This window comes from Cupriavidus sp. SIMBA_020, assembly GCF_046535395.1.
Classification (GTDB): Bacteria; Pseudomonadota; Gammaproteobacteria; order Burkholderiales; family Burkholderiaceae; genus Cupriavidus; species Cupriavidus campinensis.
The window spans coordinates 395,297-418,277 of the sequence record NZ_JAWRWU010000001.1 but is presented as its reverse complement, the minus strand read 5'-3'; the positions used below and the strand labels follow the sequence as shown (position 1 = coordinate 418,277).

The 22,981-nt window shown below is 67.8% G+C and carries 21 protein-coding genes; 13 read left to right on the top strand and 8 right to left on the bottom strand.

The window, feature by feature from the left end; genetic code table 11:
* Positions 1-6 precede the first annotated feature (6 nt).
* From SB751_RS01900 to SB751_RS01875, 6 genes are all read left to right on the top strand, one after another.
* Positions 7-1,332 (top strand): dicarboxylate/amino acid:cation symporter, encoded by a 1,326-nt coding sequence (locus SB751_RS01900; RefSeq protein WP_244844587.1) that lies wholly within the window; start codon positions 7-9, stop codon positions 1,330-1,332.
* A 4-nt stretch (positions 1,333-1,336) separates the two neighbouring features.
* The gene (locus SB751_RS01895) at positions 1,337-2,275 is read left to right on the top strand and encodes an amino acid ABC transporter substrate-binding protein (protein WP_144195924.1); all 939 of its coding nucleotides are present in this window, start codon (positions 1,337-1,339) and stop codon (positions 2,273-2,275) included.
* A gap of 225 nt (positions 2,276-2,500) precedes the next feature.
* The gene (locus tag SB751_RS01890) at positions 2,501-4,837 is read left to right on the top strand and encodes an FdhF/YdeP family oxidoreductase (protein ID WP_144195922.1); all 2,337 of its coding nucleotides are present in this window, start codon (positions 2,501-2,503) and stop codon (positions 4,835-4,837) included.
* The gene (gene fdhD, locus SB751_RS01885) at positions 4,834-5,730 is read left to right on the top strand and encodes a formate dehydrogenase accessory sulfurtransferase FdhD (RefSeq protein WP_144195920.1); all 897 of its coding nucleotides are present in this window, start codon (positions 4,834-4,836) and stop codon (positions 5,728-5,730) included. The genes SB751_RS01890 and fdhD overlap by 4 nt, the downstream gene beginning before the upstream one ends.
* A 60-nt stretch (positions 5,731-5,790) precedes the next feature.
* Positions 5,791-7,233: a PLP-dependent aminotransferase family protein gene (locus SB751_RS01880; protein ID WP_144195918.1), complete on the top strand. Its 1,443-nt coding sequence runs from the start codon at positions 5,791-5,793 to the stop codon at positions 7,231-7,233.
* Positions 7,230-7,589 (top strand): ArsR family transcriptional regulator, encoded by a 360-nt coding sequence (locus SB751_RS01875; protein ID WP_244844589.1) that lies wholly within the window; start codon positions 7,230-7,232, stop codon positions 7,587-7,589. Before SB751_RS01880 ends, SB751_RS01875 begins: the two co-directional genes overlap by 4 nt.
* On the opposite strand, the gene SB751_RS01870 is transcribed toward SB751_RS01875, so the two are convergent.
* The 3 genes from SB751_RS01870 to wrbA are packed head-to-tail and all read right to left on the bottom strand — an operon-like array spanning position 7,563 to position 10,044.
* Positions 7,563-9,005, bottom strand: coding sequence for an FAD-binding oxidoreductase (locus SB751_RS01870; RefSeq protein ID WP_144195916.1), 1,443 nt, complete (start codon positions 9,003-9,005; stop codon positions 7,563-7,565). The genes SB751_RS01875 and SB751_RS01870 overlap by 27 nt on opposite strands.
* On the bottom strand, positions 9,002-9,439 hold the full coding sequence (locus SB751_RS01865) for a DUF2069 domain-containing protein (protein ID WP_244844590.1): 438 nt from the start codon (positions 9,437-9,439) through the stop codon (positions 9,002-9,004). Before SB751_RS01865 ends, SB751_RS01870 begins: the two co-directional genes overlap by 4 nt.
* Positions 9,436-10,044, bottom strand: a complete 609-nt coding sequence (wrbA, locus tag SB751_RS01860) for an NAD(P)H:quinone oxidoreductase (protein WP_244844592.1) — start codon at positions 10,042-10,044, stop codon at positions 9,436-9,438. Before wrbA ends, SB751_RS01865 begins: the two co-directional genes overlap by 4 nt.
* Positions 10,045-10,163: 119 nt before the next feature.
* Here wrbA and SB751_RS01855 point away from each other — a divergent pair, with 119 nt between their 5' ends.
* Entirely contained in the window at positions 10,164-11,534 is a 1,371-nt protein-coding gene (locus SB751_RS01855) for a YihY family inner membrane protein (RefSeq protein WP_144195914.1), read from the top strand.
* Between the two features lie 25 nt (positions 11,535-11,559).
* On the opposite strand, the gene SB751_RS01850 is transcribed toward SB751_RS01855, so the two are convergent.
* Genes SB751_RS01850 through SB751_RS01840 form a run of 3 tightly spaced genes read right to left on the bottom strand, consistent with a single transcriptional unit; the run spans position 11,560 to position 14,039 of the window.
* Positions 11,560-11,877, bottom strand: coding sequence for an Mpo1-like protein (locus SB751_RS01850; RefSeq protein ID WP_144195912.1), 318 nt, complete (start codon positions 11,875-11,877; stop codon positions 11,560-11,562).
* Positions 11,878-11,913: 36 nt separating this feature from the next.
* On the bottom strand, positions 11,914-12,738 hold the full coding sequence (locus tag SB751_RS01845; RefSeq protein WP_211942939.1) for an alpha/beta fold hydrolase: 825 nt from the start codon (positions 12,736-12,738) through the stop codon (positions 11,914-11,916).
* Entirely contained in the window at positions 12,738-14,039 is a 1,302-nt protein-coding gene (locus tag SB751_RS01840) for an O-acetylhomoserine aminocarboxypropyltransferase (protein WP_144195908.1), read from the bottom strand. The genes SB751_RS01845 and SB751_RS01840 overlap by 1 nt, the downstream gene beginning before the upstream one ends.
* A gap of 224 nt (positions 14,040-14,263) precedes the next feature.
* On the opposite strand from SB751_RS01840, the gene SB751_RS01835 reads away from it, so the two are divergent.
* From SB751_RS01835 to SB751_RS01815, 5 genes are all read left to right on the top strand, one after another.
* Positions 14,264-14,710 (top strand): CBS domain-containing protein, encoded by a 447-nt coding sequence (locus SB751_RS01835; protein WP_092292758.1) that lies wholly within the window; start codon positions 14,264-14,266, stop codon positions 14,708-14,710.
* A gap of 178 nt (positions 14,711-14,888) precedes the next feature.
* Complete coding sequence (locus SB751_RS01830) at positions 14,889-16,808, top strand: MFS transporter (protein WP_410747746.1); 1,920 nt, start codon at positions 14,889-14,891, stop codon at positions 16,806-16,808.
* Positions 16,809-16,821: 13 nt separating this feature from the next.
* Complete coding sequence (locus tag SB751_RS01825; RefSeq protein WP_211942940.1) at positions 16,822-17,598, top strand: glutathione S-transferase family protein; 777 nt, start codon at positions 16,822-16,824, stop codon at positions 17,596-17,598.
* Positions 17,599-17,628: 30 nt separating this feature from the next.
* Positions 17,629-18,750, top strand: coding sequence for a chorismate synthase (gene aroC / locus SB751_RS01820; RefSeq protein ID WP_144195902.1), 1,122 nt, complete (start codon positions 17,629-17,631; stop codon positions 18,748-18,750).
* Position 18,751: 1 nt separating this feature from the next.
* The gene (locus tag SB751_RS01815) at positions 18,752-19,966 is read left to right on the top strand and encodes an MFS transporter (protein ID WP_244844595.1); all 1,215 of its coding nucleotides are present in this window, start codon (positions 18,752-18,754) and stop codon (positions 19,964-19,966) included.
* Between the two features lie 21 nt (positions 19,967-19,987).
* Here the strand turns inward: SB751_RS01815 and SB751_RS01810 are convergent, their stop codons facing one another.
* Both SB751_RS01810 and SB751_RS01805 read right to left on the bottom strand, forming a co-directional pair.
* Positions 19,988-21,091 carry an NAD(P)/FAD-dependent oxidoreductase gene (locus SB751_RS01810; RefSeq protein WP_144195898.1) on the bottom strand — a complete coding sequence of 368 codons (1,104 nt, stop codon included), beginning with the start codon at positions 21,089-21,091 and terminating at the stop codon, positions 19,988-19,990.
* A gap of 42 nt (positions 21,092-21,133) precedes the next feature.
* The gene (locus SB751_RS01805; protein WP_144195896.1) at positions 21,134-21,835 is read right to left on the bottom strand and encodes a FadR/GntR family transcriptional regulator; all 702 of its coding nucleotides are present in this window, start codon (positions 21,833-21,835) and stop codon (positions 21,134-21,136) included.
* 189 nt (positions 21,836-22,024) lie between these two features.
* On the opposite strand from SB751_RS01805, the gene SB751_RS01800 reads away from it, so the two are divergent.
* On the top strand, positions 22,025-22,978 hold the full coding sequence (locus tag SB751_RS01800) for a flagellar brake protein (protein WP_211942942.1): 954 nt from the start codon (positions 22,025-22,027) through the stop codon (positions 22,976-22,978).
* The last annotated feature ends 3 nt before the right edge of the window (positions 22,979-22,981 follow it).

The following is a 22,981-nucleotide window of genomic DNA, read 5'->3' as shown; positions in this document are numbered from 1 at the left end:
GTCGTCATGAGCAAGAAGTCCAGTATCACGACCTACATCGTCATTGCGATGATCCTGGGCGGCGTGGTCGGCTACGCGTGCCACACGGCCTTTCCCGACCCCAAGCTGGCCAAGGATGTGGCCGGCTACATCTCCGTCATCACCGATGTCTTCCTGCGGCTGATCAAGATGATCATCGCGCCGCTGGTCTTCTCCACGCTGGTCATGGGCATCGCCCACATGGGGGACGCCAGCACCGTGGGCCGTGTGGGCGTGAAGGCGCTGGCGTGGTTCATCACGGCCTCGCTGGTGTCGCTGACGCTGGGCCTGATCATGGCCACGGTGCTCCAGCCCGGCATCAACATCGGCCTGCCGCTGCCCGACGTGGGCGCCGCCACCAATCTCAAGACCAACGCCTTCACGCTCAAGGACTTCATCGCGCATCTGGTGCCGAAATCCGTGGCCGAGGCCATGGCCAACAACGAGATCCTGCAGATCGTGGTGTTCTCGATCTTCTTCGGCACGGCGCTGGCCGCGCTGGGCGAGCGCGGCGCGCGCATGGCCGGGGTGATCGAAGACCTCGCACAGGTGATGCTGAAGATCACCGGCGCCGTGATGTGGATGGCGCCGCTGGCCGTGTTCGCGGCGATTGCCTCCACGGTGACCACGCAGGGGCTGGGCATCCTGCTGACCTTCGCCAAGTTCATGGGCAGCTTCTACCTGTCGCTGTTCGTGCTGTGGGCGCTGCTGGCGCTGGCCGGCTGGGCGTTCCTGGGCCGCCGCATCGTCTCCCTGATCCGGCTGATCCGCGAGCCGTTCCTGATTTCCTTCTCCACGGCGAGTTCGGAGGCGGCGTATCCGAAGATGCTCGACGCGCTGGACCGCTTCGGCGTGAATCGCAAGATTTCCAGCTTCGTGCTGCCGCTGGGCTACTCGTTCAACCTGGACGGGTCGATGATGTACTGCACCTTCGCCGTGCTGTTCATCGCCCAGGCGTACGACATCCACCTGCCGCTGGCCACCCAGATCACCATGCTGCTGTTGCTGATGCTGACGTCGAAGGGGATGGCGGGGGTGCCGCGTGCGTCACTTGTGGTGATTGCCGCCACGCTGAACCAGTTCAACATCCCCGAGGCGGGGCTGCTGCTGATCATGGGCGTGGACCAGTTCCTCGACATGGGCCGCTCGGCCACCAATGCCGTGGGCAACTCGATTGCCTCGGCCGTGGTGGCGAAGTGGGAAGGGCAGTTGTCGAGCGAATCCACGCTCGGGGATCGGGGTGAAGGTAGCGAGGGCGGCGTGGACGAAGGCGGCGGGCCACCACTGCACAAGCCGGGGACCGCACAGGCCTGATGCCATGTCCATCCCCCGTCCTTCTCTTCTGTCCCGGGGTGCGCCCAGGTGGCTGGCCGGCGCGGCGGCGGCGGCCGTGTGCTGGCTCGCCTGTCTTGGCGCCGCCGTCGCGCAGGACACCGGCGAGTTATCCGGCACGCTGCGCAAGGCCAAGGACACCGGCAGCCTGATCATCGGCTACCGGGAATCATCGCTGCCGTTCTCCTACCTGAACCAGGCGCGGCGGCCGATCGGCTATTCCATCGACGTCTGCACGGCCATCGTCCAGGCCGCAGCGGCGGAGGTGGGGCGTGACCTCGCCATCCAGTGGGTGCCGGTGACCTCGGAAAACCGCTTCGATGCCGTCACCTCGGGCAAGGTCGATCTCGAATGCGGTTCCACCACGCGCAACGCCGAGCGGCTGAAAATGGTGGCGTTCTCGCCGGTGATCTTTATCGCCGGGACCAAGCTGATGGTGCCGCGCGGCTCCGCCATCAAGACCTTCCGCGACCTCAAGGGCAAGACCGTGGTGGCCACCGCCGGCACGACCAATGCCGATGCGCTGGAGAAGCTCTCCACCCGCTTCGCCCTGAACCTCAAGGTGATCCGGGCGCGCGACCATGCCGATGCCTTCGAGGTGCTGCGCCACGGCGGCGCCGATGCCTACGCCGGCGACGACGTGCTGCTCTACGGCTTCCTGGCAAAGTCCGGCGCGGGCAAGCAGTTCGATGTGACGCGCGATTTCCTGTCCTACGACCCCTACGGGATCATGCTGCGCAAGGACGATCCGCAGTTCGCGGCGGTGGTGGACCGCGCCGTGCGCGACCTCATCACCACGGGCGAACTGGAGCGGCTCTACAGGCAGTGGTTCCTGAGCCGGCTGCCCACCGGGGAGCGGCTGAACATCCCGATGAGCGCACAATTGGAAGACATCCTCAGCAGCACGCCGCAGCAGCCGGACTGAGCCGATCCAATACAGGCGTGCCATACCGGGGTAGCGCCCGCTAACACCTAAGTACAGTTTTGCATTGCTGCACCGCGATGGCGCAAACTGTACTCTTCCGCGCGCAGGTGTTCTGTACGTCCCTTCACTCATCAATCGCGCCTAGTCTGCATTAATCGCTGCGGATGCGCCGACATCACGGATAACCGGGCCGCGCTCCGAGCACTTGATTGCGAGTCGCCCCCGATGAGTATCCCTACCCCAGAGAAGGGGCATGTTGCCCCCTACACGCACCCGGCCGCCGGCTGGGGCGCCCTGAAGCAAGTCGCTGTCAACCTGATCAAGGAGAAGGTTGCCGGCGGCAAGTACAAGACCCTGTTCAAGCAGAACCAGCCGGACGGCTTCGACTGTCCCGGCTGCGCATGGCCTGACCGCCAGCACGCCTCGACCTTCGAATTCTGCGAAAACGGCGTCAAGGCCGTGGCCGCCGAGGCCACCAGCAAGCGTGTGACCCCCGCGTTCTTTGCCGAGCACACCGTGACGGCGCTGATGGCCCAGTCCGATTTCGAACTCGAGCAGCACGGCCGCCTGACCCACCCCATGGTCTATGACGCCGCCACCGACAAGTACCAGCCGGTGGCCTGGCAGGACGCGTTCCAGCTGATCGCCCGGCATCTGAACCAGCTGGACGACCCCAACGCCGCCACGTTCTATACCTCGGGCCGCGCCAGCAACGAGGCCGCCTTCCTGTTCCAGCTGTTCGTGCGCATGGTCGGCACCAACAACTTTCCGGATTGCTCGAACATGTGCCACGAGGCCACCAGCCGTGGCCTGCCGGTGACGGTGGGCGTGGGCAAGGCCACGGTGCTGCTGGACGACTTCCAGCTGACCGACGCCGTCCTCGTTTTTGGACAGAATCCGGCGACGAACCACCCGCGCATGCTCAACGAGCTACGCGACTGCGCCAAGCGTGGCGCGGCCATCGTGTCGATCAACCCGCTCAAGGAGCGCGGACTTCAGCGTTTTACGAGCCCGCAGCACGTCTCCGAGATGGTGACCGGGCAGAGCACCAAGATTGCGACGATGTTCGTCCGCCCCAAGCTGGCCGGCGACTTCGCGCTGATCAAGGGCCTCGGCAAGCGCGTGATCGAACTCGATGACGAAGCCATCGCCACGGGCAGCAAGCGCGTGGTGGACGTGGACTTCCTGGCCGAGCACACGGCCGGCTTCGAGGCTTTCGCGGCCGACCTGCGCGCCGAATCGTGGGCCGACATCGTGGCCGAATCGGGCGTCCCGCGCGAGGACATCGACGCGCTGGCGGACGTCTACGTCAAGAGCGAGCGCACCATCGCCTGCTGGGGCATGGGCATTACACAGCACAAAAACTCGGTCAGCACCATCCAGCTGCTATCCAACGTGATGATGCTGCGCGGCAATATCGGCCGCCCCGGCGCTGGGCTGATGCCGGTGCGCGGGCATTCGAACGTGCAGGGCGACCGCACGATGGGTATCGAGGAACAGCCGGACGAGGCATTCCTGGACCGCCTGGGCGCCGCGTTCGACTTCGAGCCGCCGCGCGCGCACGGCCAGGACGTGGTGGCCGCCATCAACGCGATGCTGGCCGGCAAGGTCAAGGTGTTTATCGGCCTGGGCGGCAATTTCTCGATCGCCACGCCGGACACGCCGCGCACCTGGGAAGCGCTGCGCCAGTGCGACCTGACCGTGAATATCGCGACCAAGCTGAACCGCAGCCACCTCGTGATCGGCAAGGACGCGCTGCTGCTGCCGACCCTCGGCCGCACCGAGATCGACCTCCAGAACGGCGTGGCGCAGGGCGTGACCGTCGAGGATTCGGTCTGCATGGTCCATATCTCCTACGGCATGAACAAGCCGGCCTCGCCGGAGCTGCGGTCCGAGACCGCCATCGTGGCCGGCATGGCCGCCGCCACGCTGGGTTCGGACAAGGTGGACTGGCACTGGTACGCGCAGGACTACGCGCGCATCCGCGATGCCATCGAAAAGGTTATCCCGGGCTTCGAGCGGTATAACGAGCGCGTGGCGCAGCCGGGTGGCTTCCACCTGACGCCGGCCTCGCGCAACCGCGTGTGGCGCACCGCGTCCGGCAAGGCCCAGTTCCTGGTCCATGCGATCGACAAGGACACCCCGATCCAGCGCGCCCGCGCCCGCTACGGCGACGACCTGCTGGTGATGATGACCACGCGTTCGCACGACCAGTACAACACCACGATCTATGGGCTGGATGACCGCTATCGCGGCGTGTTCGGCCTGCGCCGGGTGGTGTTCATCAACCCGGCGGACCGCGCGCGGCTGGGGTTTGCCGAGGGCGAGCGCGTGGACATCACCAGCGTCTGGGAAGACGGTGTGACGCGCCATGCCAGGGACTTCCTGCTGGTGGACTACGACATCCCGGCCGGCTGCCTGGGCGCCTACTACCCGGAAACCAATCCGCTGGTGCCGCTGGAAAGCATCGGCGACCGCTCGGGCACGCCCACCTCGAAGTCGATCCCGGTGCTGCTGGCCCGGGCCGCCTCGGTGCAAACGTCGGCGCAAGCAGCGGCATGAGCGAGGCGGAACTGGGCTACGCCCAGCGGCAGGTCGCCCGTCACAAGGGCGACGCCCGCACGGTCGACCTGGACTACGTAGCCGAGGAAGTGCCGGTGGCGCTGGTCTACAACGGCATCTCCCATGCCGTGATGATGGCCACGCCGCTGGACCTGGAAGTGTTCGCGGTCGGGTTCTCGCTGACCGAAGGCATCGTGGACAGTATCAAGGAGATCTACGATGTCGAGGTGCAGCCGGCTTGCGGGACCGATGGCCTGGATGGCATGAGCGGCATCGAGGTCCGCATCGAAATCAGCCAGCGGGCGTTCATGGCGCTGAAGGACCGCCGCCGCTCGCTGGCCGGCCGCACCGGCTGTGGCGTGTGCGGCGTGGAGAGCCTGCAACTGCTGGACCTCCAGCCCGTGCCGATGCCGGTGCCGCGCCATCGCATCGTGCCGTCGCGCGAGGTCATCCAGCGCGCCGCCGCCGGCCTGCCGGCCCACCAGATGCTGATGCGCACCACCGGCGGCGTGCATGCCGCTGCCTGGTGCGGGCCCGATGGCGAGGTGCTCCACGCCTTCGAGGACGTGGGGCGGCACAACGCCATGGACAAGCTGATCGGCCACCTGGCCCGGCGCCGCGTGGTGATGGACGAGGGCTTCGTGTTCCTCTCCAGCCGCGCCAGCTACGAGCTGGTGCGCAAGGCCGCGCGCATGCATATCCAGATGCTGGCGACGATCTCGGCGCCCACCTCGCTCGCCATCCGCATCGCCGAGCAGGCCGGGCTGCGGCTGCTGAGCTTCTGCCGTCAGGAAGGCTTCGTCGAATACACGTCGCCGCCCGGACAATCCCAATCCGTATTACGATCTGAGCCGCTGGCAGCGGCGGCCGCGGTGACCACGGTGACTGAATAGGGCAACCCCGCCCCCCCGCCAGCGTTCCGATGAACCCTGACGTGGCGAAAGGTTGGCGGTGTGACCCTGTATGAAAAGCTCGCGGCCGAGATCGAGGCGCTGGTGCAGCAAGGCGTGCTGCTGCCCGGCGAGAAAATTCCGTCGGTCCGGCAGGCCGCCCAGCATCATCGCCTGAGCATTACCACGGTCATCCGGGCCTATCTGCTGCTGGAGTCGCGCGGCATGCTGGAGAGCCGGCCGCAGTCCGGCTACTTCGTGCGCGCCCGGCCCGGCGAGCCGGCCATCGACCTCCAGCCGACCCGCCCGGCGGCCCGCCCGTCGCCGGTGGACGTGAGCGCGCTGGTGCTGTCCACGCTGCGCTCGATCCGTGCCGACGACGCCGTCCCGCTCGGCTCCCCCTATCCCGACGCCAAGCTGTTCCCGTGGCAGCGGATCATCCAGTACGCCAACGCCATCGGCAAGCGCTACGAGTCGTGGAGCCTGCTGGACGACCTGCCGCCCGGCTCGCCCCAACTGATCCGTCAGATCACGCGGCGCTACCTGGAAAACGGCCAGGCGGTGGACCCGAACGAGGTCATCGTGACGATTGGCGCCACCGAGGCCATCAACCTGTGCCTGCAGGCGGTGGCCAAGCCGGGCGACACCATCGCCGTGGAATCGCCGACTTACTATGCGATGCTGCACGCCATCGAGCGGCTAGGCATGCGCGCCGTGGAGGTGGCGACGGACCCCGTGGAAGGCATCGACGTGCAGGCGCTGGCCCGCCTGTTCGACGAGCGGTCCGTGGCTGCCTGCATGGTCATGCCGAATTTCCAGAATCCGCTCGGCTTCCAGATGTCGGACGAACGCAAGCAGGCACTCGTCAAACTGCTCACCGAGCGCGACATTCCGGTCATCGAGAACGATGTCTATGGCGAGCTGTACTACGGCGATGTGCATCCCACCTCGCTGAAGGCCTACGACAAGGCTGGCATCGTGCTGCACTGCTCGTCGTTCTCCAAGACGCTGACCAACGCCTACCGCATCGGCTGGGCGCTGCCGGGGCGCTACCGGGATCAGGTGGAGCGGCTCAAGTTCCTGAACACGCTGACCACGCCGGCGATTCCCCAGCTGGCCATCGCCGAATTCCTGAAGAACGACGGCTACGACTACCACCTGCGGCGCGTGCGCAAGACCTATGCACAGCAGGCCAATATCATGGCGGCGGCGGTGCGGCGCTTCTTTCCGGCCGGCACGCGTGTGTCGCGGCCGGCCGGCGGCTACGTGCTCTGGGTGGAGTTGCCCGAGGGCGTGGACGCCATGGCGCTGTATCACGCGGCGCTGGAGCGGCGGATTACCGTGGCGCCGGGGCACATCTTCTCGCCGGTGCCCACGTACACGCATTACATCCGCCTTAACTACAGCAGCGCATGGTCGGCCGAGGTGGAAGCGGCCGTGGTGACGCTGGGCAAACTGGTGACGTCGCTCGCAGAAGCGGCGCCCGGCAAGGAGACAAGCGCATGAATCAAACTGAAGACAATGCCGATGAGGACACGCTCGATCCGGTACTGGCCGGCATCCTCGGTGCCCTGTGGCAGGCCGCGCGGGCGCCCGGCGGCGGGGCGCTCTCGCTGGCCCGCCTCAGCAAGCGCGCGGCAGTGCAGATGAGCGTGCTGCGGCGCGTGCTGACGCAACTGGCCGAGGCCGATCTGGCCGAGGCCGAGATCGACGAGTCAGGGCGGGGCACCGCCCGGCTGACCGCCGAGGGCCGCGCGCTGTGCGACCAACTGTTCGAGACCCCCGGCGCGCTGCCCGATCTGGATGATACCGATGACGATGAAGACCCGGGCGGGTCAGAGCACCTTCCCCGGATTCATTAGTCCCTGCGGGTCCAGCGCCTGCTTGATGGCGCGCATCATCCCCAGTTCCACCTCGCTCTTGTAGCGCCGGTTCTCCTCGCGCTTGAGCTGGCCCAGGCCATGCTCGGCCGAGATCGACCCGTTGTGCGACTGCACGCTGTTGTGGACGATCAGGTTGATGGCGTCCTGATGGATCAGGAACTGCTCGTGATCCACCCCCACCGGCGGGGACACGTTGTAGTGCAGATTGCCGTCGCCCAGATGGCCGAAGGTGACCATGCGGGCGCCCGGGAAGGCGTCCTGGACCAGCGCGTCGGTGGTCTCGATGAAGTCCGCCACGCGCGAGACCGGCACGGCAATATCGTGCTTGATGTTCTTGCCTTCCTCGACCTGCGCCATCGGGATGTGCTCGCGCAGGTTCCAGAAATCGCGCGACTGCTGCACGGACTCGGCCACCACGGCGTCGGTGACCACGCCGGCCTCGAAGGCCGCTTCCATCATCGTCTCGAAGATGGCCCGGGCGTGCGCCTCGCCCTCGCTGTCGGACAGTTCCAGCAGCACCAGCTGCGGATGGGCGTCGGTGGCCGCCGTGAAGGGGTAGCGCAACTGCGGATAGTGCTTGCGCACGAGGTCCATGCACATCGCGGACATCAGCTCGAAGCCGGTGAGCATGGCGCTGGCGTGGGACTGGGCGATGGCCAGCAGCGCCAGCGCGGCGCGCGGGCTCTGCACCGCCGCCAGTGCCGTGACGCGCGCCCGGGGCAGCGGGTACAGCTTCATGACCGCCGCCGTGATGATGCCGAGCGTGCCTTCGGCGCCGATGAACAGGTCGCGCAGGTCGTAGCCGGTGTTGTCCTTGCGCAGGCCGCGCAGGCCGTCCCAGACCTCGCCCCTTGCCGTCACCACCTCCAGCCCCAGGCACAGCTCGCGCGTGTTGCCATAGCGCAGGACCGCCGTGCCGCCGGCATTGGTGGACAGGTTGCCACCAATCGTGCAGCTGCCCTCGGCCGCCAGGCTCAGCGGGAACAGGCGGCCATGCTCGCGCGCCACATCCTGCAACTGCTGGAGGATCACGCCGGCTTCCACGGTAATCGTGTTGTTGAGCGGGTCCACATGGCGCACCCGGTTCATCCGCTGCAGCGACAGCACCACCACGCCGGCCGCGGCGGCCGGGCCAGCCTCGGGCGTGGCGCCGCCGCACAGGCCGGTGTTGCCGCCCTGCGGCACCACGGCCAGCTTGTGGGCGTGGCAGGCGTGGACCAGCGCGGCCACTTCCTCGGTGCTGCCGGGGCGCAGCACGGCCACGGCGTCACCGGTGTAGCGCTGGCGCCAGTCGGTCAGGTAGGGGGCCTTGTCGGCGGCCTCGGTCAGCACGTGTTGCGGGCCGACTGCGGCGCGGCAGAGGTCGAGGAACGAATCCAGGTGCGGAGCGGTCATGGTCGGGTGTCGGGGGAGGGGGGCTGGATGGCTTGCTGCCGTGCCCGCGCGCGGCGCTTGTACGGGCGCAGGTAGAGGATGGTGCTGAAGAAGAACACCAGCGTGAGGGCCACCTCGGCCCAGGCCAGCAGCGACGACGGCGCGCGGTCGCTGGTGGCGCGCACGATGCCTTCGGTGAAATAGAGCAGGATCAACATCGACGACCACTGCATCGTGTACCGGTTGCGCGCCAGCACGCCGCGCAGCACCGGTAGCAGAAAGACGAACTTGAGGATCAGCCACGAGCCGCCGGGCCGCAGCGGGGCGAGGAACCACTCCCAGGCGATGCAGAGCGCCACCAGCGCCAGCAGGCTGGCCACGCTGACGCGCCAGAGCGCCGGGCTGTGGAGGTCGCCGTCACTGCCAACGGGCCGGGCGGTCATCGGAGCGGTCATCGTGACCCTCCGGCCAGCTTCAGCGCGGTCTCGGCCAGGCGCCGGCCCATGGCCGTGGCCAGCGCGGCTTCCTGGTCGGTGACCGGGCCGCGGTTGTCCACGTGGGCGTAATGACTCGGGCCGTAGGGCGTGCCGCCGGCCGTGGTGGTCATCAGGCCGGGTTCCGAATAGGGCAGCCCCATGACCAGCATGCCGTGGTGGAACAGCGGCAGCATCATCGACAGCAACGTGGTTTCCTGCCCGCCGTGCAGGCTGCCGGTGGCCGTGAACACGCAGGCGGGCTTGCCGGACAGCGCCCCGGACAGCCACTGCGCCACGGTGCCATCGAGGAAATACTTCATCGGCGCGGCCATATTGCCGAACCGCGTGGGGCTGCCCAGTGCCAGCCCGGCGCATTCCTCCAGGTCGCGCAGCTCGGCGTACGGGGCGCCTTCGGGCGGGATGTCGGGCGCGGTGGCCTCGCAGACGGTGGACACCGGCGGCACGGTGCGCAGCCGCGCCTGGGCGCCGGGCACGCTGTCGATGCCGGTGGCGATCAGTTCGGCGAGTTTGCGGGTGCTGCCGTGACGGCTGTAGTACAGGACCAGGATGGGGAGGGCGGCCAAGGTATCGCGGAGTCGGGTGTTCAGTCGTGGATCGGGAGGGGGCGGCCCGGACCGGCACCGCGAAACAATGCGCGTATTATAGTTGGGCCCCGCTATAAGACTCAGGAGCTAGCCCCCGCATGACCGCCGCACGTATCGCCCGCCTGCGCAGGGAGTGGAATTTGCAGAAGGTGCGCGCGCTTGCGCGCTACGCCTTGCGCCGCGCCGGCGAGGACCGCCTGCCCCAGGTATCCGCCAGCCTGACCTTCACCACCGTGCTGGCCGTGGTGCCGGTGCTGACCGTGGCGTTCGCGCTGCTGGCCGCATTTCCGGTGTTCCGGGACTTCCGGGGCCAGATCGAGTCCTTCCTGTTCCAGAACCTGATTCCGGGCGGCAATATCAGCGATTCGGTCTCGCGCTACCTCGGCCAGTTCGCCAAGAGCGCGCGCGGGCTGACCGCGCTGGGTCTGGCGGGCCTGATGGTGACCTCGGTGCTGACCATGCTGACCGTGGAAGACGCGCTGAACGCCATCTGGCGCGTCAAGCGGCGCCGGCCGCTGGCGCAGCGGGTGCTCGTGTTCTGGGCCGTGCTGACGCTGGGCCCGGTGCTGATCGGCGCCAGTCTCTCGGTCAGTTCCTACCTGATTTCGGTGTCGATGGGCTACGTGGGATCCATGCCGATGGGTATGGGGCTGATGGTCAGCACCGTGCCGGTGATGCTCTCGGCGCTGGCCTTCGCCTTCCTCTATATGGCCGTGCCGTACGCCTATGTGGACTGGCGCGATGCCATCGTGGCCGGTGTGGTGGCCGCCGTGGCCTTCGAGGTGGCCAAGCGCGTGTTCGGCTACTTCATCACCCATATTCCGACCTACACGGCGGTCTACGGCACCTTCGCGGTGCTGCCGCTGTTCCTGCTGTGGATGTACGTGAGCTGGCTGGTCACGCTGCTCGGGGCGACCATCGCCGCCAACCTGCCCGTGATCCGGGAAGGCCACTGGCGCCGCCGCACCTTCGCCGGCAGCGAGTTCTTCGACGCGCTGGGTATCCTGCTGCTGCTCTACCGTGCCCGGGACGAGGTGCCGCGCAGCGTGGGCGAACTCGACATGGGCCGCAAGCTGCGGATGGAGGCCGACTATCTGGCCAGCCTGCTGGCCAAGCTCAAGACCCTGCACCTGGTGGGCAAGCTCCAGCAGGATCGCGGGCAGGCGCACTGGGCGCTGCTCTGCGACCCGTCCCAGGTGACGCTGCGCACGCTGTACGACCGCCTTGTGCTGAACCTGGCACGCCTGCCGCGCACGGCGCTGGCGCAGCAACTGCAGGGCGTGGACCTGCTCCGGTCGATGCTCGACAACCCCCAGCTGGACCAGCCGCTCGAGGCCGTGTTCCGCCAGCAGTTGCTGACGCCGGCCGCCAACGAGGCGCCGGGAGCCAGCGGCGATACCGGGGACGAAGGCGGCCCGCAGCGCCGCACGCTCGAGGTGGTGCCGCCCGGCTGGCACGGGCAGGTCTGACCCCGGCGCGCGGGCCAGTTCCCGGCTAGAACGGAATCCGCCCGCGCAGGATGTCCGCGTACATCACCCAATCGCCCATCAGGCTGTAGAACGGGTGCCGGAACGTAGCGGGCCGGTTCTTCTCGAACCCGAAGTGGCCCACCCAGGCAAACGCATAGCCGGACACCACTGCACCCAGCAGCCACCACGCGTTGCCGGTAACCACCAGCGCCGCCAGACAGGCCAGCGCCACCGTCGAGCCCGCGAAATGGAGCCGGCGGCAGGTCCGGTCCCGGTGCTCGTTCAGGTAATACGGATAGAACGCGGCAAAGCTCTCGAATTCGCGGCTGTGGGTTTGCGCCATGGTCGTCTCCGGGTTCGGTGTTGTTATGGTTCCAGTCTAGGTGCTCGCCACGACCTTGCGCGCGAAGGCGGCCAGCGTATCGAGCACCTCGTCCGGCTTCTCGCCCATCATCGCGTGGCCGCTCGGCACCGTGACCAGGGTGGCGTTGCGCATCCGGCCAGCCAGCGCCTGCGCGGCTTTCGGCGACGTCATCATGTCCTTCGACCCCATCACGAACACCGCCGGGCAGGTCACGGCGGCGGCCGCTTCCTCGCCGTGCGCGTAGGCGTTGCAGGCCGAGAAATCGTTGTGGAACACGTGCGCGCCCGGGTTGCGCGCCGCCACGCGCTCCATCAGCCGCTGGCTGCCGCCATGCATCCAGGCGCCGGGCCCGGGGGATGACGGCTTGCTGGCGAGGCTGGAGATCGACCACTGGTTGACCATCGCGATGGCCTCGTCCTCGCGGTGGAGTGCGGCGTCGAGCAGGGCATCAGACACCTTCATCGGATAGGCCGTGGCCAGCAGCCCGATGGCGCGCACGGCCTCGGGGTGACGCACAGCGCACTCCAGGGCGATCAACGATCCCATGCTGTGGCCGAAGACCAGCGCCGGCACCTTGACGCCGGCGGCGGCTACCAGCGCCATGACCCAGTCGGCCATGTCTTCCACGCGGGTCAGCGGGGCGCCCTGGCTGCGGTTGTGGCCGGGCAGGTCCACCGCCAGCACGCCAAAGCCATGGCTGGCGAACCAGCGTGTCTGGAGCGCCCAGACGCTGTGGTCGTTCTGCGCGCCGTGCACGAACACGGCGCAGGGCAGGGCGGCATCGAACGGCTTGCCGCCGGTATAGGCATAGGCCGGGTGGCCCGAGACGGTCAGTTCCATCAGGCTTTTCCTCCCATGGCTTTCTCGGCAGCCTTCAGGCCGCGCTTCAGGTCGTCGATCAGGTCATCCGGGTCTTCGATCCCGATCGACAGCCGGATCGTGCCCTCGCCGATGCCGGCCGCGCGCAGCGCGTCGGCATCCATGCGGAAGTGTGTCGTGGAGGCGGGATGGATCACCAGCGAGCGCGCATCGCCAACATTGGCGAGGTGCGAGAACAGCGTCAGGTTTTCGATGAAGCGCTGGCCGGCCGCGCGGTTCGCCTTGAGGTTGAAGCTGAACACTGCCCCGCAGCCGCGCGGCAGCAGTCGCTTGGCCAGCGCGTGGTCGGGGTGGGACTCCAGCTCCGGATAGGCCACCGACTCGACCATCGCGTGCCCGGCCAGGAACTGCACCACGCGGCGGGTGTTGTCCACGTGCCGGCTCATGCGCAGCGGCAGTGTCTCGATGCCCTGGAGCAGTTGCCACGCCGCCATCGGGTTCATGCAGGCGCCGAAGTCGCGCAGGCCCTCGCGCCGGGCGCGCAGCAGGAACGGCGCCACGGTGCTTTCCTCGGTAAACACCATGTTGTGGAAGCCCGGATAGGGCTCCGACAGCTCCGGAAAACGCCCCGAAGCCTCGAAATCGAACGTGCCGCCTTCGGACAGCACGCCGCCGATCGTCGTGCCATGCCCACCCAGGAACTTGGTGGCCGAGTGGTACAGCAGGCCGGCGCCATGGTCGAACGGGCGCAGCAGGTAGGGCGTGGTGAAGGTGGAGTCGACCAGCAGCGGGATCTTGTGGTCCTGGCCGATCTGCGCCACGGTTTCGATGTCGAGCACGTCGAGGCCCGGGTTGCCCAGTGTCTCGCCGAACAGCAGCCGCGTCTCGGGGCGGATGGCGGCGCGCCAGGCGTCGATGTCGCGCGGATTGACGAAAGTGGTCTCGATGCCGAAGCGCCGCAGCGTGTAGTGCAACAGATTGTGCGAGCCGCCATAGAGCGCCGTGGACGCCACGATATGGGAGCCGGCGCCCATCAGCGTGGCCACGGCCAGGTGCAGCGCGGCCTGGCCGGATGCCGTGGCGATGGCCCCGGCGCCGTTCTCCAGGGCCGCCACGCGCTCCTCGAACACCGCCACGGTGGGGTTGCTGATGCGGGAATACACGTGCCCGGCGCGCTCCATATTGAATAGCGACGCGGCGTGCTCGCTGTCCCGGAACACGAAGGAGGTGGTCAGGTGGATCGGTGTGGCGCGGGCCCCGGTGGCGGGGTCCGGGGCGGCGCCGGCGTGCAGGGCCAGCGTGTCGAATCGGGTACCGGACATGGTGAGTTCGCTTGTAGTGGCTGTTGTGGGCGGCAGGTTGTCTCCGTCCGGCATCGTAGCACCGTGCGCCGCCCTGGCAATGGGGAGGATTCTGAAAACGCAATGAGACTGGCTGAGACTTGCCGCCTTTACGAGAGACGGCGGTTTGGGTAGGATCGCCGCATCGGCCAACTCTGGCCACAGACCAGAACCAGCCTAGACACCCGGGCAGCGGAGACACCACCATGAAAGTCAGCGACATCCTGCAGATCAAGGGCAACACGCTCTACACCGTCACGCCGGATGCGTCCCTGCTGGTGGCCATCAACACCATGGCCGAGCACGACATCGGCTCGCTGGTGGTCATGGAATACGGCGATCTGGTCGGCATGCTGACCTTCCGGGAGCTGATCGAGACGCTGGCGGCCAACCACGGCACGCTCGGCACGCACAGCATCCGCAAGGTCATGGACGATGCGCCGCTGACCTGCACGCCGGAAACGGACGTCAACGAGGTGCGCCGCATGATGCTGGAGCGCCACACCCGCTACCTGCCGGTGCTCGACAACCGCACGCTGATGGGCGTGATCTCGTTCTACGATGTGGCCAAGGCGGTGGTGGAAGAGCAGGGGTTCGAGAACCGCATGCTCAAGGCCTATATCCGCGACTGGCCCGAGGAAAAGACTGACTGAAACCCGACGGAAGCCCGACTGAACGCGGCGGGGCCCGGGCGGGCGGGGCCGGGGGCGATTTAACAGAAGTTTTATTGCCTGCACTCCAGACTGTTGGCATGATGGCGGCGAACTGATGCCCCGGCGGGTTCCGGGGTCCACGAAGTCCGCCGAGCGACCTCCGCCCGCTTCCGTCTGCATGAGCCAACACAGCCCGCAAAGCCAGCACAGTCAGTTTCGCCTGTTGCGCGAACGCCGTTTCGCGCCGTTCTTCTGGACCCAGTTCCTCGGGGCCATGAACGACAACGTCTTCAAGGTCGCCTTCACCTCGCTGGTGACCTATCACACGGCCCTGTTCGACGGCGTCGATGCGCGCAGCGCGGCGTTCCTGATCTCGGCCATCTTCATCGCACCCTTCGTCCTGTTTTCCGCCACCAGCGGCCAGATTGCCGACAAGATCGAGAAATCGCGGCTGATCCGGCTCGTGAAGTCGCTCGAGATCGCCATCATGGTGCTGGGGCTGGCCGGGTTTGCCTGGCACAGTGCGCCGCTGTTGTACTTTGGTACATTCCTGATGGGCCTGCACTCCACGCTATTCGGCCCGGTGAAGTTCGCGTACCTGCCGCAGCACCTGGACCAGCAGGAACTGGTGGGCGGAAACGGGCTGGTGGAAATGGGCACCTTCGTCGCCATCCTGATCGGCACGCTGATCGGCGGGGAATTGGCCGGGGTGATGCGCGACGGCGCCGTGGTGGGGCCGCTCTACGTGGGCATCGCCTGCGTGGTGATCGCCGTGGCGGGGCGGGTGGTGTCGCAGGGCGTGCCGGTTTCGCCGCCGCCCCAGCCGGACCTGCGCATCAACTGGAATCCGCTGACCGAGACGTGGCGCAACCTGATGCTCGCGCGCGAGCGGCGGGTGGTGTTCCTGAGCCTGCTCGGCATTTCCTGGCTCTGGTTCCTTGGCGCCACGTTCCTGACGGCCTTCTTCAGCTTTGCCCGGGACGTGCTCGGCGGGGACCAGAACGTGGTCACGCTGCTGCTGGCGATGTTCTCGATCGGCATCGGCGTGGGGTCCCTGCTGTGCGAGCGGCTGTCGGGGCGCACCGTGGAGATCGGCCTCGTGCCGTTTGGCTCCATCGGCATGACCGTGTTCGCCGTGGACCTGTACCTGGCCACCCACGGCCAGTCGGCCGGCGCCACGCTGAGCGGCATCGGCGGCTTCCTGGACGATCCGCGCCACTGGCGCGTGCTGGCGGACCTGTTCCTGCTGGCCATGTTCGGCGGCTTCTACAGCGTGCCGCTGTATGCGCTGATCCAGACCCGCTGCGTGCCCACGCACCGGGCGCGGATCATTGCGGCGAACAACATCCTGAACAGCTTCTTCATGATCGCGGCGTCGCTGCTCGGCGTGGGCATGGCGCTGGCTGGCTACAGCATCCCGCAGCTGTTCCTGGTGGTGGGGCTGCTCAATGCCGTGGTGGCCCTCTATATCTATACGCTGGTGCCTGAGTTCCTGCTGCGCTTCATCGCCTGGATTCTGGTCCATACGATCTACCGGCTGCGCCGCATCAACGCCGACCGGATTCCCGAGCAGGGCCCGGCCGTGCTGGTCTGCAACCACGTGAGCTTTGCCGACGCCGTGGTGCTGATGGCAGCCAGCCCGCGCCCGGTGCGCTTTGTGATGGATCACCGGATCTTCAAGGTGCCTCTGCTGTCGTGGTTCTTCCGGCAGGCCAAGGCGATTCCGATCGCGCCAGCGCACGAGGACCCGAAGATGCTCCAGCGCGCCTACGACGCCGTGGCCGCCGCGCTCGAGGACGGCGACCTTGTCTGCATCTTCCCCGAAGGCAAGATCACGGCCACCGGTGAGATCAACCCGTTCAAGGGCGGTGTGCAGCAGATCATCCGCCGCACGCCGGTGCCCGTGGTGCCGATGGCGCTGCGCGGGCTGTGGGGCAGCTTCTTCTCTCGCAAGGGCGGAGTGGCCATGTCGCGCCCGTTCCGGCGCGGCATCCTGAGCCGGCTCGAACTCGTGGTGGGGGAACCCGTGGCGCCCGAGGCCGCATCGGCGGAAGGGCTCCAGCAGATGGTGCTGGCCTTGCGGGGCGACTGGAAATAAGCGAACTACGACAATGATCACGCTCTATACCTTCGGCCCAGCCTTTGGCCTGCCGGATGCCAGCCCGTTCGTCATGAAGGCCGAACTGCTGCTGAAGCTGGCAGGGCTGCCGTACCGTACGTTGCCAGGCGACCTGCGCCGCGCGCCCAAGGGCAAGCTGCCCTACCTCGACGACATGGGGCGCATCGTCGCGGATTCGACGATGATCCGCTGGCATATCGAGAAGACCTATCACGTGGACTTCGACGCGGGGCTGTCCGAGGCCGAGCGCGGCGTGGCCTGGGCGGTGGAAAAGCTCATGGAGGACAACCTCTACTGGGCCGTGGCGCGGGTGCGCTGGCTGGACGATGCCAATTTCGAGCGCGGCCCGGCCCAGTTCTTCCAGCGCGTGCCGGCGCCGGTGCGCGGGATCGTGACCACGCTGGTCAAGCGGCGCGTACGCCAGATGCTCTGGGCGCAGGGCCTGGGCCGGCATTCGGACGAAGAGGCTGCGGCGATGGCGATCCACGGCGTGACGGCCATCGCCAACATCCTGGGTGACAAGCCCTATCTGATGGGCGATGCGCCATGCGGCGCCGACGCCACCTTGTTCGCGTTCAGCGCCAGCCTGCTCAGCCCCGTGTTCGAGACGCCGATCCGTACCGCGGCGGCGGCGCACGCCAATCTGGCCGCCTATCTGGCGCGGATGCGCGCGCGTTTCTATCCCGATTTCGTGGGCAGCGGGGTGTTCGCGCCGGTGTCCGAAACCCAGGCGGTGCCGACGGTGGCCGCCAATGGCCTTACAATGTAGGCCGTCCCCAATTCCAGCGCGGTTTCCATCATGTCCGGCAATACCCTCGGCCTGCTCTTCACAGTCACCACGTTCGGCGAATCGCACGGGCCCGCGATTGGCGCGGTGGTCGACGGCTGCCCGCCGGGCCTTGCCCTGACGGAAGCCGATATCCAGGGCGACCTGGACCGCCGTAAGCCCGGCACCTCACGCCACGTGACGCAGCGTCAGGAGGCCGACCAGGTGGAAATCCTCTCTGGCGTGTTCGAGGGCAAGACCACGGGCACCCCGATCTGCCTCCTGATCCGTAATACCGACCAGCGCAGCAAGGACTACGGCAATATCGTCGAGACCTTCCGGCCCGGCCACGCCGACTACACCTACTGGCACAAGTACGGCATCCGCGACTATCGCGGCGGTGGCCGTTCGTCGGCGCGGCTGACCGCCCCCGTGGTAGCGGCGGCGGCCGTGGCCAAGAAATGGCTGCGCGAGCAGTACGGCACCGAGATCCGCGGGTACATGTCGCAGCTCGGCGAGGTGGAAGTGCCGTTCCAGGACTGGAAGCACGTGCCCGAGAACCCGTTCTTCGCGCCCAATGTGGACATCGTGCCGGAACTCGAAACCTATATGGATGCCCTGCGCCGCGACGGTGACTCCGTCGGCGCGCGTATCGAGGTGGTGGCCAGCGGCGTGCCAGTAGGCCTGGGCGAGCCGCTGTTCGACAAGCTCGACGCAGATATCGCCCACGCGATGATGGGCATCAACGCGGTCAAGGGCGTCGAGATCGGCGCCGGCTTCGCCAGCGTGGCCCAGCGCGGCAGCGACCATGGCGACGAACTGACCGCCGACGGCTTCCGGTCGAACAATTCTGGCGGCATGCTCGGCGGCATCTCCACCGGGCAGGACATCACCGTGTCCCTGGCCATCAAGCCGACGTCGAGCATCCGCACGCCGCGCGAGTCGATCGACAAGGCCGGCCAGCAGGCCACGGTGGAGACGTTTGGCCGCCATGACCCGTGCGTGGGCATCCGTGCCACGCCGATTGCCGAGGCGATGCTGGCGCTGGTGCTGATGGATCACGCGCTGCGCCACCGCGCCCAGTGCGGCGATGTGCGCGTGGAGACGCCGCGCATTGCGGCGCAGCTGCCGACCCAGACCCCCGACCAGTCCTGACTTGGGCCGCGCCCCGGCTGACGCCGCCCCGGAGCGCGCCTTCGTGCCGGGGTCGATCGACCCGGCCACCTATCTTCGCTTCGGGCTGTTCTATCTCGGCTACTACGCCTATGTAGGCGTCATCTCGCCGTACGTCAGCCTGTTCTTCTCGGACCGTGGCTTCTCGCCGGTGCAGATCGGCGTGCTGATGGCGTGCTTCCAGTTGAGCCGCATCGTCGGCCCCTACCTCTGGGGCTGGCTGTCCGATGTCCTCCATACGCGCGTGCGGCTGCTGCGGCTGGCCGCTGTCTCGGCGTTGCTGGCCTTCCTGATGGTGCCCGGCGTGCACAGCTACGGCGGCATGATGGCGATGATGATCGGGCTCAACCTGATCACCAGCGCGATGTCGCCGCTGGGCGATGCGCTGACCATTTCCACGCTGCGCCGCCACGGCGCCTTCGACCACCGCTACGGCCGCGTGCGGATGTTCGGCTCGGTCGGGTTTATCGGCGCCGTGCTGGCCGGCGGCGCGCTGTTCGAGCATTTCGGCATGGTCGCCTTCCCGTGGCTGGCCAGCGCCACGCTGGCGCTGTTCGCCATCGTGGTGATGGGCATGCGCGATGCGCCCGACGAGGGCCCCCGCGTGCGTCCGCCGCCCGCGCTGCCGCTGCTGCGGCGGCCGGATGTGGCGTGGTTCCTCGGCTCGGCCTTCCTGATGATGTTCGCGCACGCCGCGCTCTACGTCTTCTATTCGCTCTATCTGGCGCAACTGGGCTACAGCAAGCTCGCCATCGGGGCGATGTGGACGATCGGCGTGGTGGCGGAGATCGTGTTCTTCTTCTACCAGGGCCGGTTGTTCGCGCGGCTGGCGCTGCGTACGATCCTGGCCGGCACCTTCGTGCTGGCGGCGATTCGCTTCGGCATGACCGGCTACTTCGGTCAGTATGTGTGGCTGATGGCCGTCGTGCAGGTGCTCCACGCCGCGACCTTCGCCGCGCACCACAGCGCCAGCCTCAAGCGGCTCCAGCACTGGTTCGCCGGCCCGCTGCAGGGGCGGGGGCAGGCGCTCTACACCGGCATATCGTATGGCGTGGGCGGCACATTGGGCGGTTTGGCGATGGGCTGGACCTGGAAGACGCTGACGCCATCACACACCTTCGGGCTGGCCGCAGCGGCGGCGTTGGCCGGGGCCTGCTGCGCCGCGCTGAGTTTTCGCGGCGAGCGGGCGCCAGCCTGAGCCGGCCCGCGCCCGGCTGGATCAGGCCAGCAACTGCGTGACCCGCTCGGCAATCGCCAGCGACGAGGTCAGCCCCGGTGATTCGATCCCGAACAGGTTCACCAGTCCCGGCACACCATGCGTGGCCGGGCCGTCGATGCGGAAATCGGCCGCCACCTCGGTCGGGCCGCTGATTTTCGGGCGGATGCCGGCGTAGCCCGGTTGCAGCGCGCCATCGGCCAGCCCGGGCCAGTAGCGGCGCACCTCGTCATAGAAACTGTCGGCATCGTTCGGCGGCACGCTGTATTCGATCTCGTCGATCCAGCGCACATTGGGGCCAAAGCGCGCCTGCCCGCCGAGATCCAGCGTCAGGTGTACGCCCAGCCCGGCCGCCTCCGGCACGGGATAGATCAGCCGCGAGAACGGCGCGCGCCCGGACAGCGTGAAATAGCAGCCCTTGGCGAAGTACTGTTGCGGGATGTGCCCGGCCGGGATGCCGTCGATGCGCCGCGCCAGGTCCGGCGCGGTCAGGCCAGCCGAATTGACCACGGTGCGTGCCAGCAGGGTGGTCGCACCGTCCGCCGCATCCACTTCCAGCCGGATGCCATCGGCGGTCACCGCGCCCGTGCGGACCGGCGACTGCACGGCCAGCATCGCGCCGGCGTTCTCGGCATCGCCCAGCAGCGCGGTCATCAGGCCATGGCTGTCGATGATGCCGGTGGAGGGCGAGAGCAGCGCGGCATGGCATTCGAGCTGCGGCTCCAGTGCGCGCGCCGCGTCGCGGCTCAGCAGCGCCATGTCGTGCACGCCGTTGGCCTCGGCCTTGGCGCGGATGCCTTCGAGCGTGGCCACCTGCGCGGCGCTCGTCGCCACGATCAGCTTGCCGCAACGCTGGTGCGGCACATGGTGGGAGGCGCAGAAGTCGTACAACATCGCCTTGCCGCGCACGCACAGTTCCGCCTTGAGCGAGCCCTTCGGATAGTAGATGCCGGCATGGATCACCTCGCTGTTACGCGCGCTGGTGATGGTGCCGAACGCGTTCTCGGCCTCGAGGATGATGACTTCGCGGCCCTGCAGCGCCAGCGCGCGCGCCACGGCCAGCCCGACCACGCCAGCGCCGATCACGACGCAATCCACTTGTTCCATGTGAGGGTCTCCTTGGTGTCTTGTCTCGGAATGTCTTGAAATTCAGGCCAGGCCCATGCGGGCGGCGGCTGCGGTCAGGTGCGCACGGGCCGCGGCGCGCGCGGCGGCCGGGTCGCCGGCGGCGATGGCTTCGACCAGCGCGGCATGCTCGGCATCGGCGGCACGCGGCGTGCCCTGCGTGGCGGCAAGGCGCGCGCTGTTCTCCCACGCATGTTGGCGCGCCACCAGCAACTGCTGGCTGACGAAATCGGTCAGGCCGGTGAAGCAGGGGTTGTGCGTGGCGTGGGCGATGGCGTGATGGAAGGCGATGTCGGCCGCCGCCGCACTCGGGAAGTCGGTGGCATGGGCGGCCATCGCGGCCAGTGCGGCCCGGATGGCGGCGAGGTCGGCGGCGGTGCGGCGCATGGCGGCCATCTCGGCGCAGGCGGTCTCCACCACGCGGCGCAGCTCGAACAACTGCGCCAGTGTCGGGCCCCCATCAGGCTGGCTCGCCACGCGCCAGACCTGGCCGCCCGGCGTCTCGGATACATAGGCGCCGGAGCCCTTGCGGGTGACGACTACGCCATCCGCCTTCAGCAGCGCGATAGCCTCGCGGACGATGGGCCGGCTTACCTCGAAGTTTTCGGCCAGCGCCGATTCGGCGGGCAGGCGCGCGCCGGCGGCGAAACGGCCGGCGGCGATGTCATCGCGCAGCGTCTGGGCGAGGCGGCTGGCAAGCGAGGCGGGGCGGGACAAGGGGTCCATTGGGATGGGGGCGGGCGCAGAAGGTGTCAGGCTGTCTGACAGCTTTTATCGATTTGGCTGATTCTGGCGGCTCCGCCGTCCAGCGTCAAGCCGGGTTTGCGCGAGTTTTACAATTTCTGCCCCGGAGGAGGGGTCAAGCTTGGCGGCTGGCGGTCGATAGTGACTGATTACATCGTGGAGACTCAGGCCATGATCCAACTTTCTCCGCAAGACCTGCCCGTCGGCCAGCCATTGCCCTGGTCGCTACATGACGGTGAAGGCAACCTCGTGCTCGGCAGCGGCAGTGTCATCCCGGACGCGCGCGACCTTGCGCTGGTCTTTCGCCACGGCACGGTCTGCCGTCCCGACGACATGCCAGAAGCCGGCAACGAAGCCGATGGCACCGGCCTGGCGCGGCTCGCCGCCGGCCCGCTCGGCTTGCAGGTGGGCACGCTGCTGCATGTGAAAACGCCCGGCGATGCCTCGCGCGCCGCCGCCAGCCGCCTGATCGGCTTTATCGATCAGGGCCTGTTCGTGACCTGGCCCACGCTTGGCGGCCGGGATCTGGCCGTGCAGGCCGGCGAGACCGTGCTGCTGCGCGGCTTCTCGGGGCAGGCGATCCACAGTTTCACCTCGACGATCACGGCCGTGTGCCGCAGCCCGTTCCGCTACCTGGTGCTGTCCGCGCCAGCGCAGACCGATCAAATGCCTGTGCGCAGCGCTGCCCGCGTGCCGACGCGGCTGGCTGCGTATCTGGTGGAAAACGGCGTGGGGGAGGCGGGTGCGCCGTCGATGGACAGCGCACCGGAAATGGCCGCCGACAGCGCCTCGAATAGCACGCCCGACGTAGACACTCACGTGGCCAGCGGTCTGGCGCGGCTTGGCCTGCTGTCCGACCTGAGCACGGGCGGGGCGCTGGTGCAGACCTCGCATCCGGCGCCGCCGGTGGGCCGGAAGGTGCGGCTGAGCTTCCAGTTGCGCACGGCGTCGCTCGACGCCGAGGTCATTGTCGATGGCTGGGTACGCAGCGCGCCGTCCGCATCGGAAGACGACGAGTTTCCGGCCTTTGGCGTCGCCTTCGACGCGCTGGGCGAACGCGAGCTGACCTTGCTCCAGTGCTTTATCTACGAGCAGTTGCTGACCAGCACGCGCCTGCAGGTTTGACCT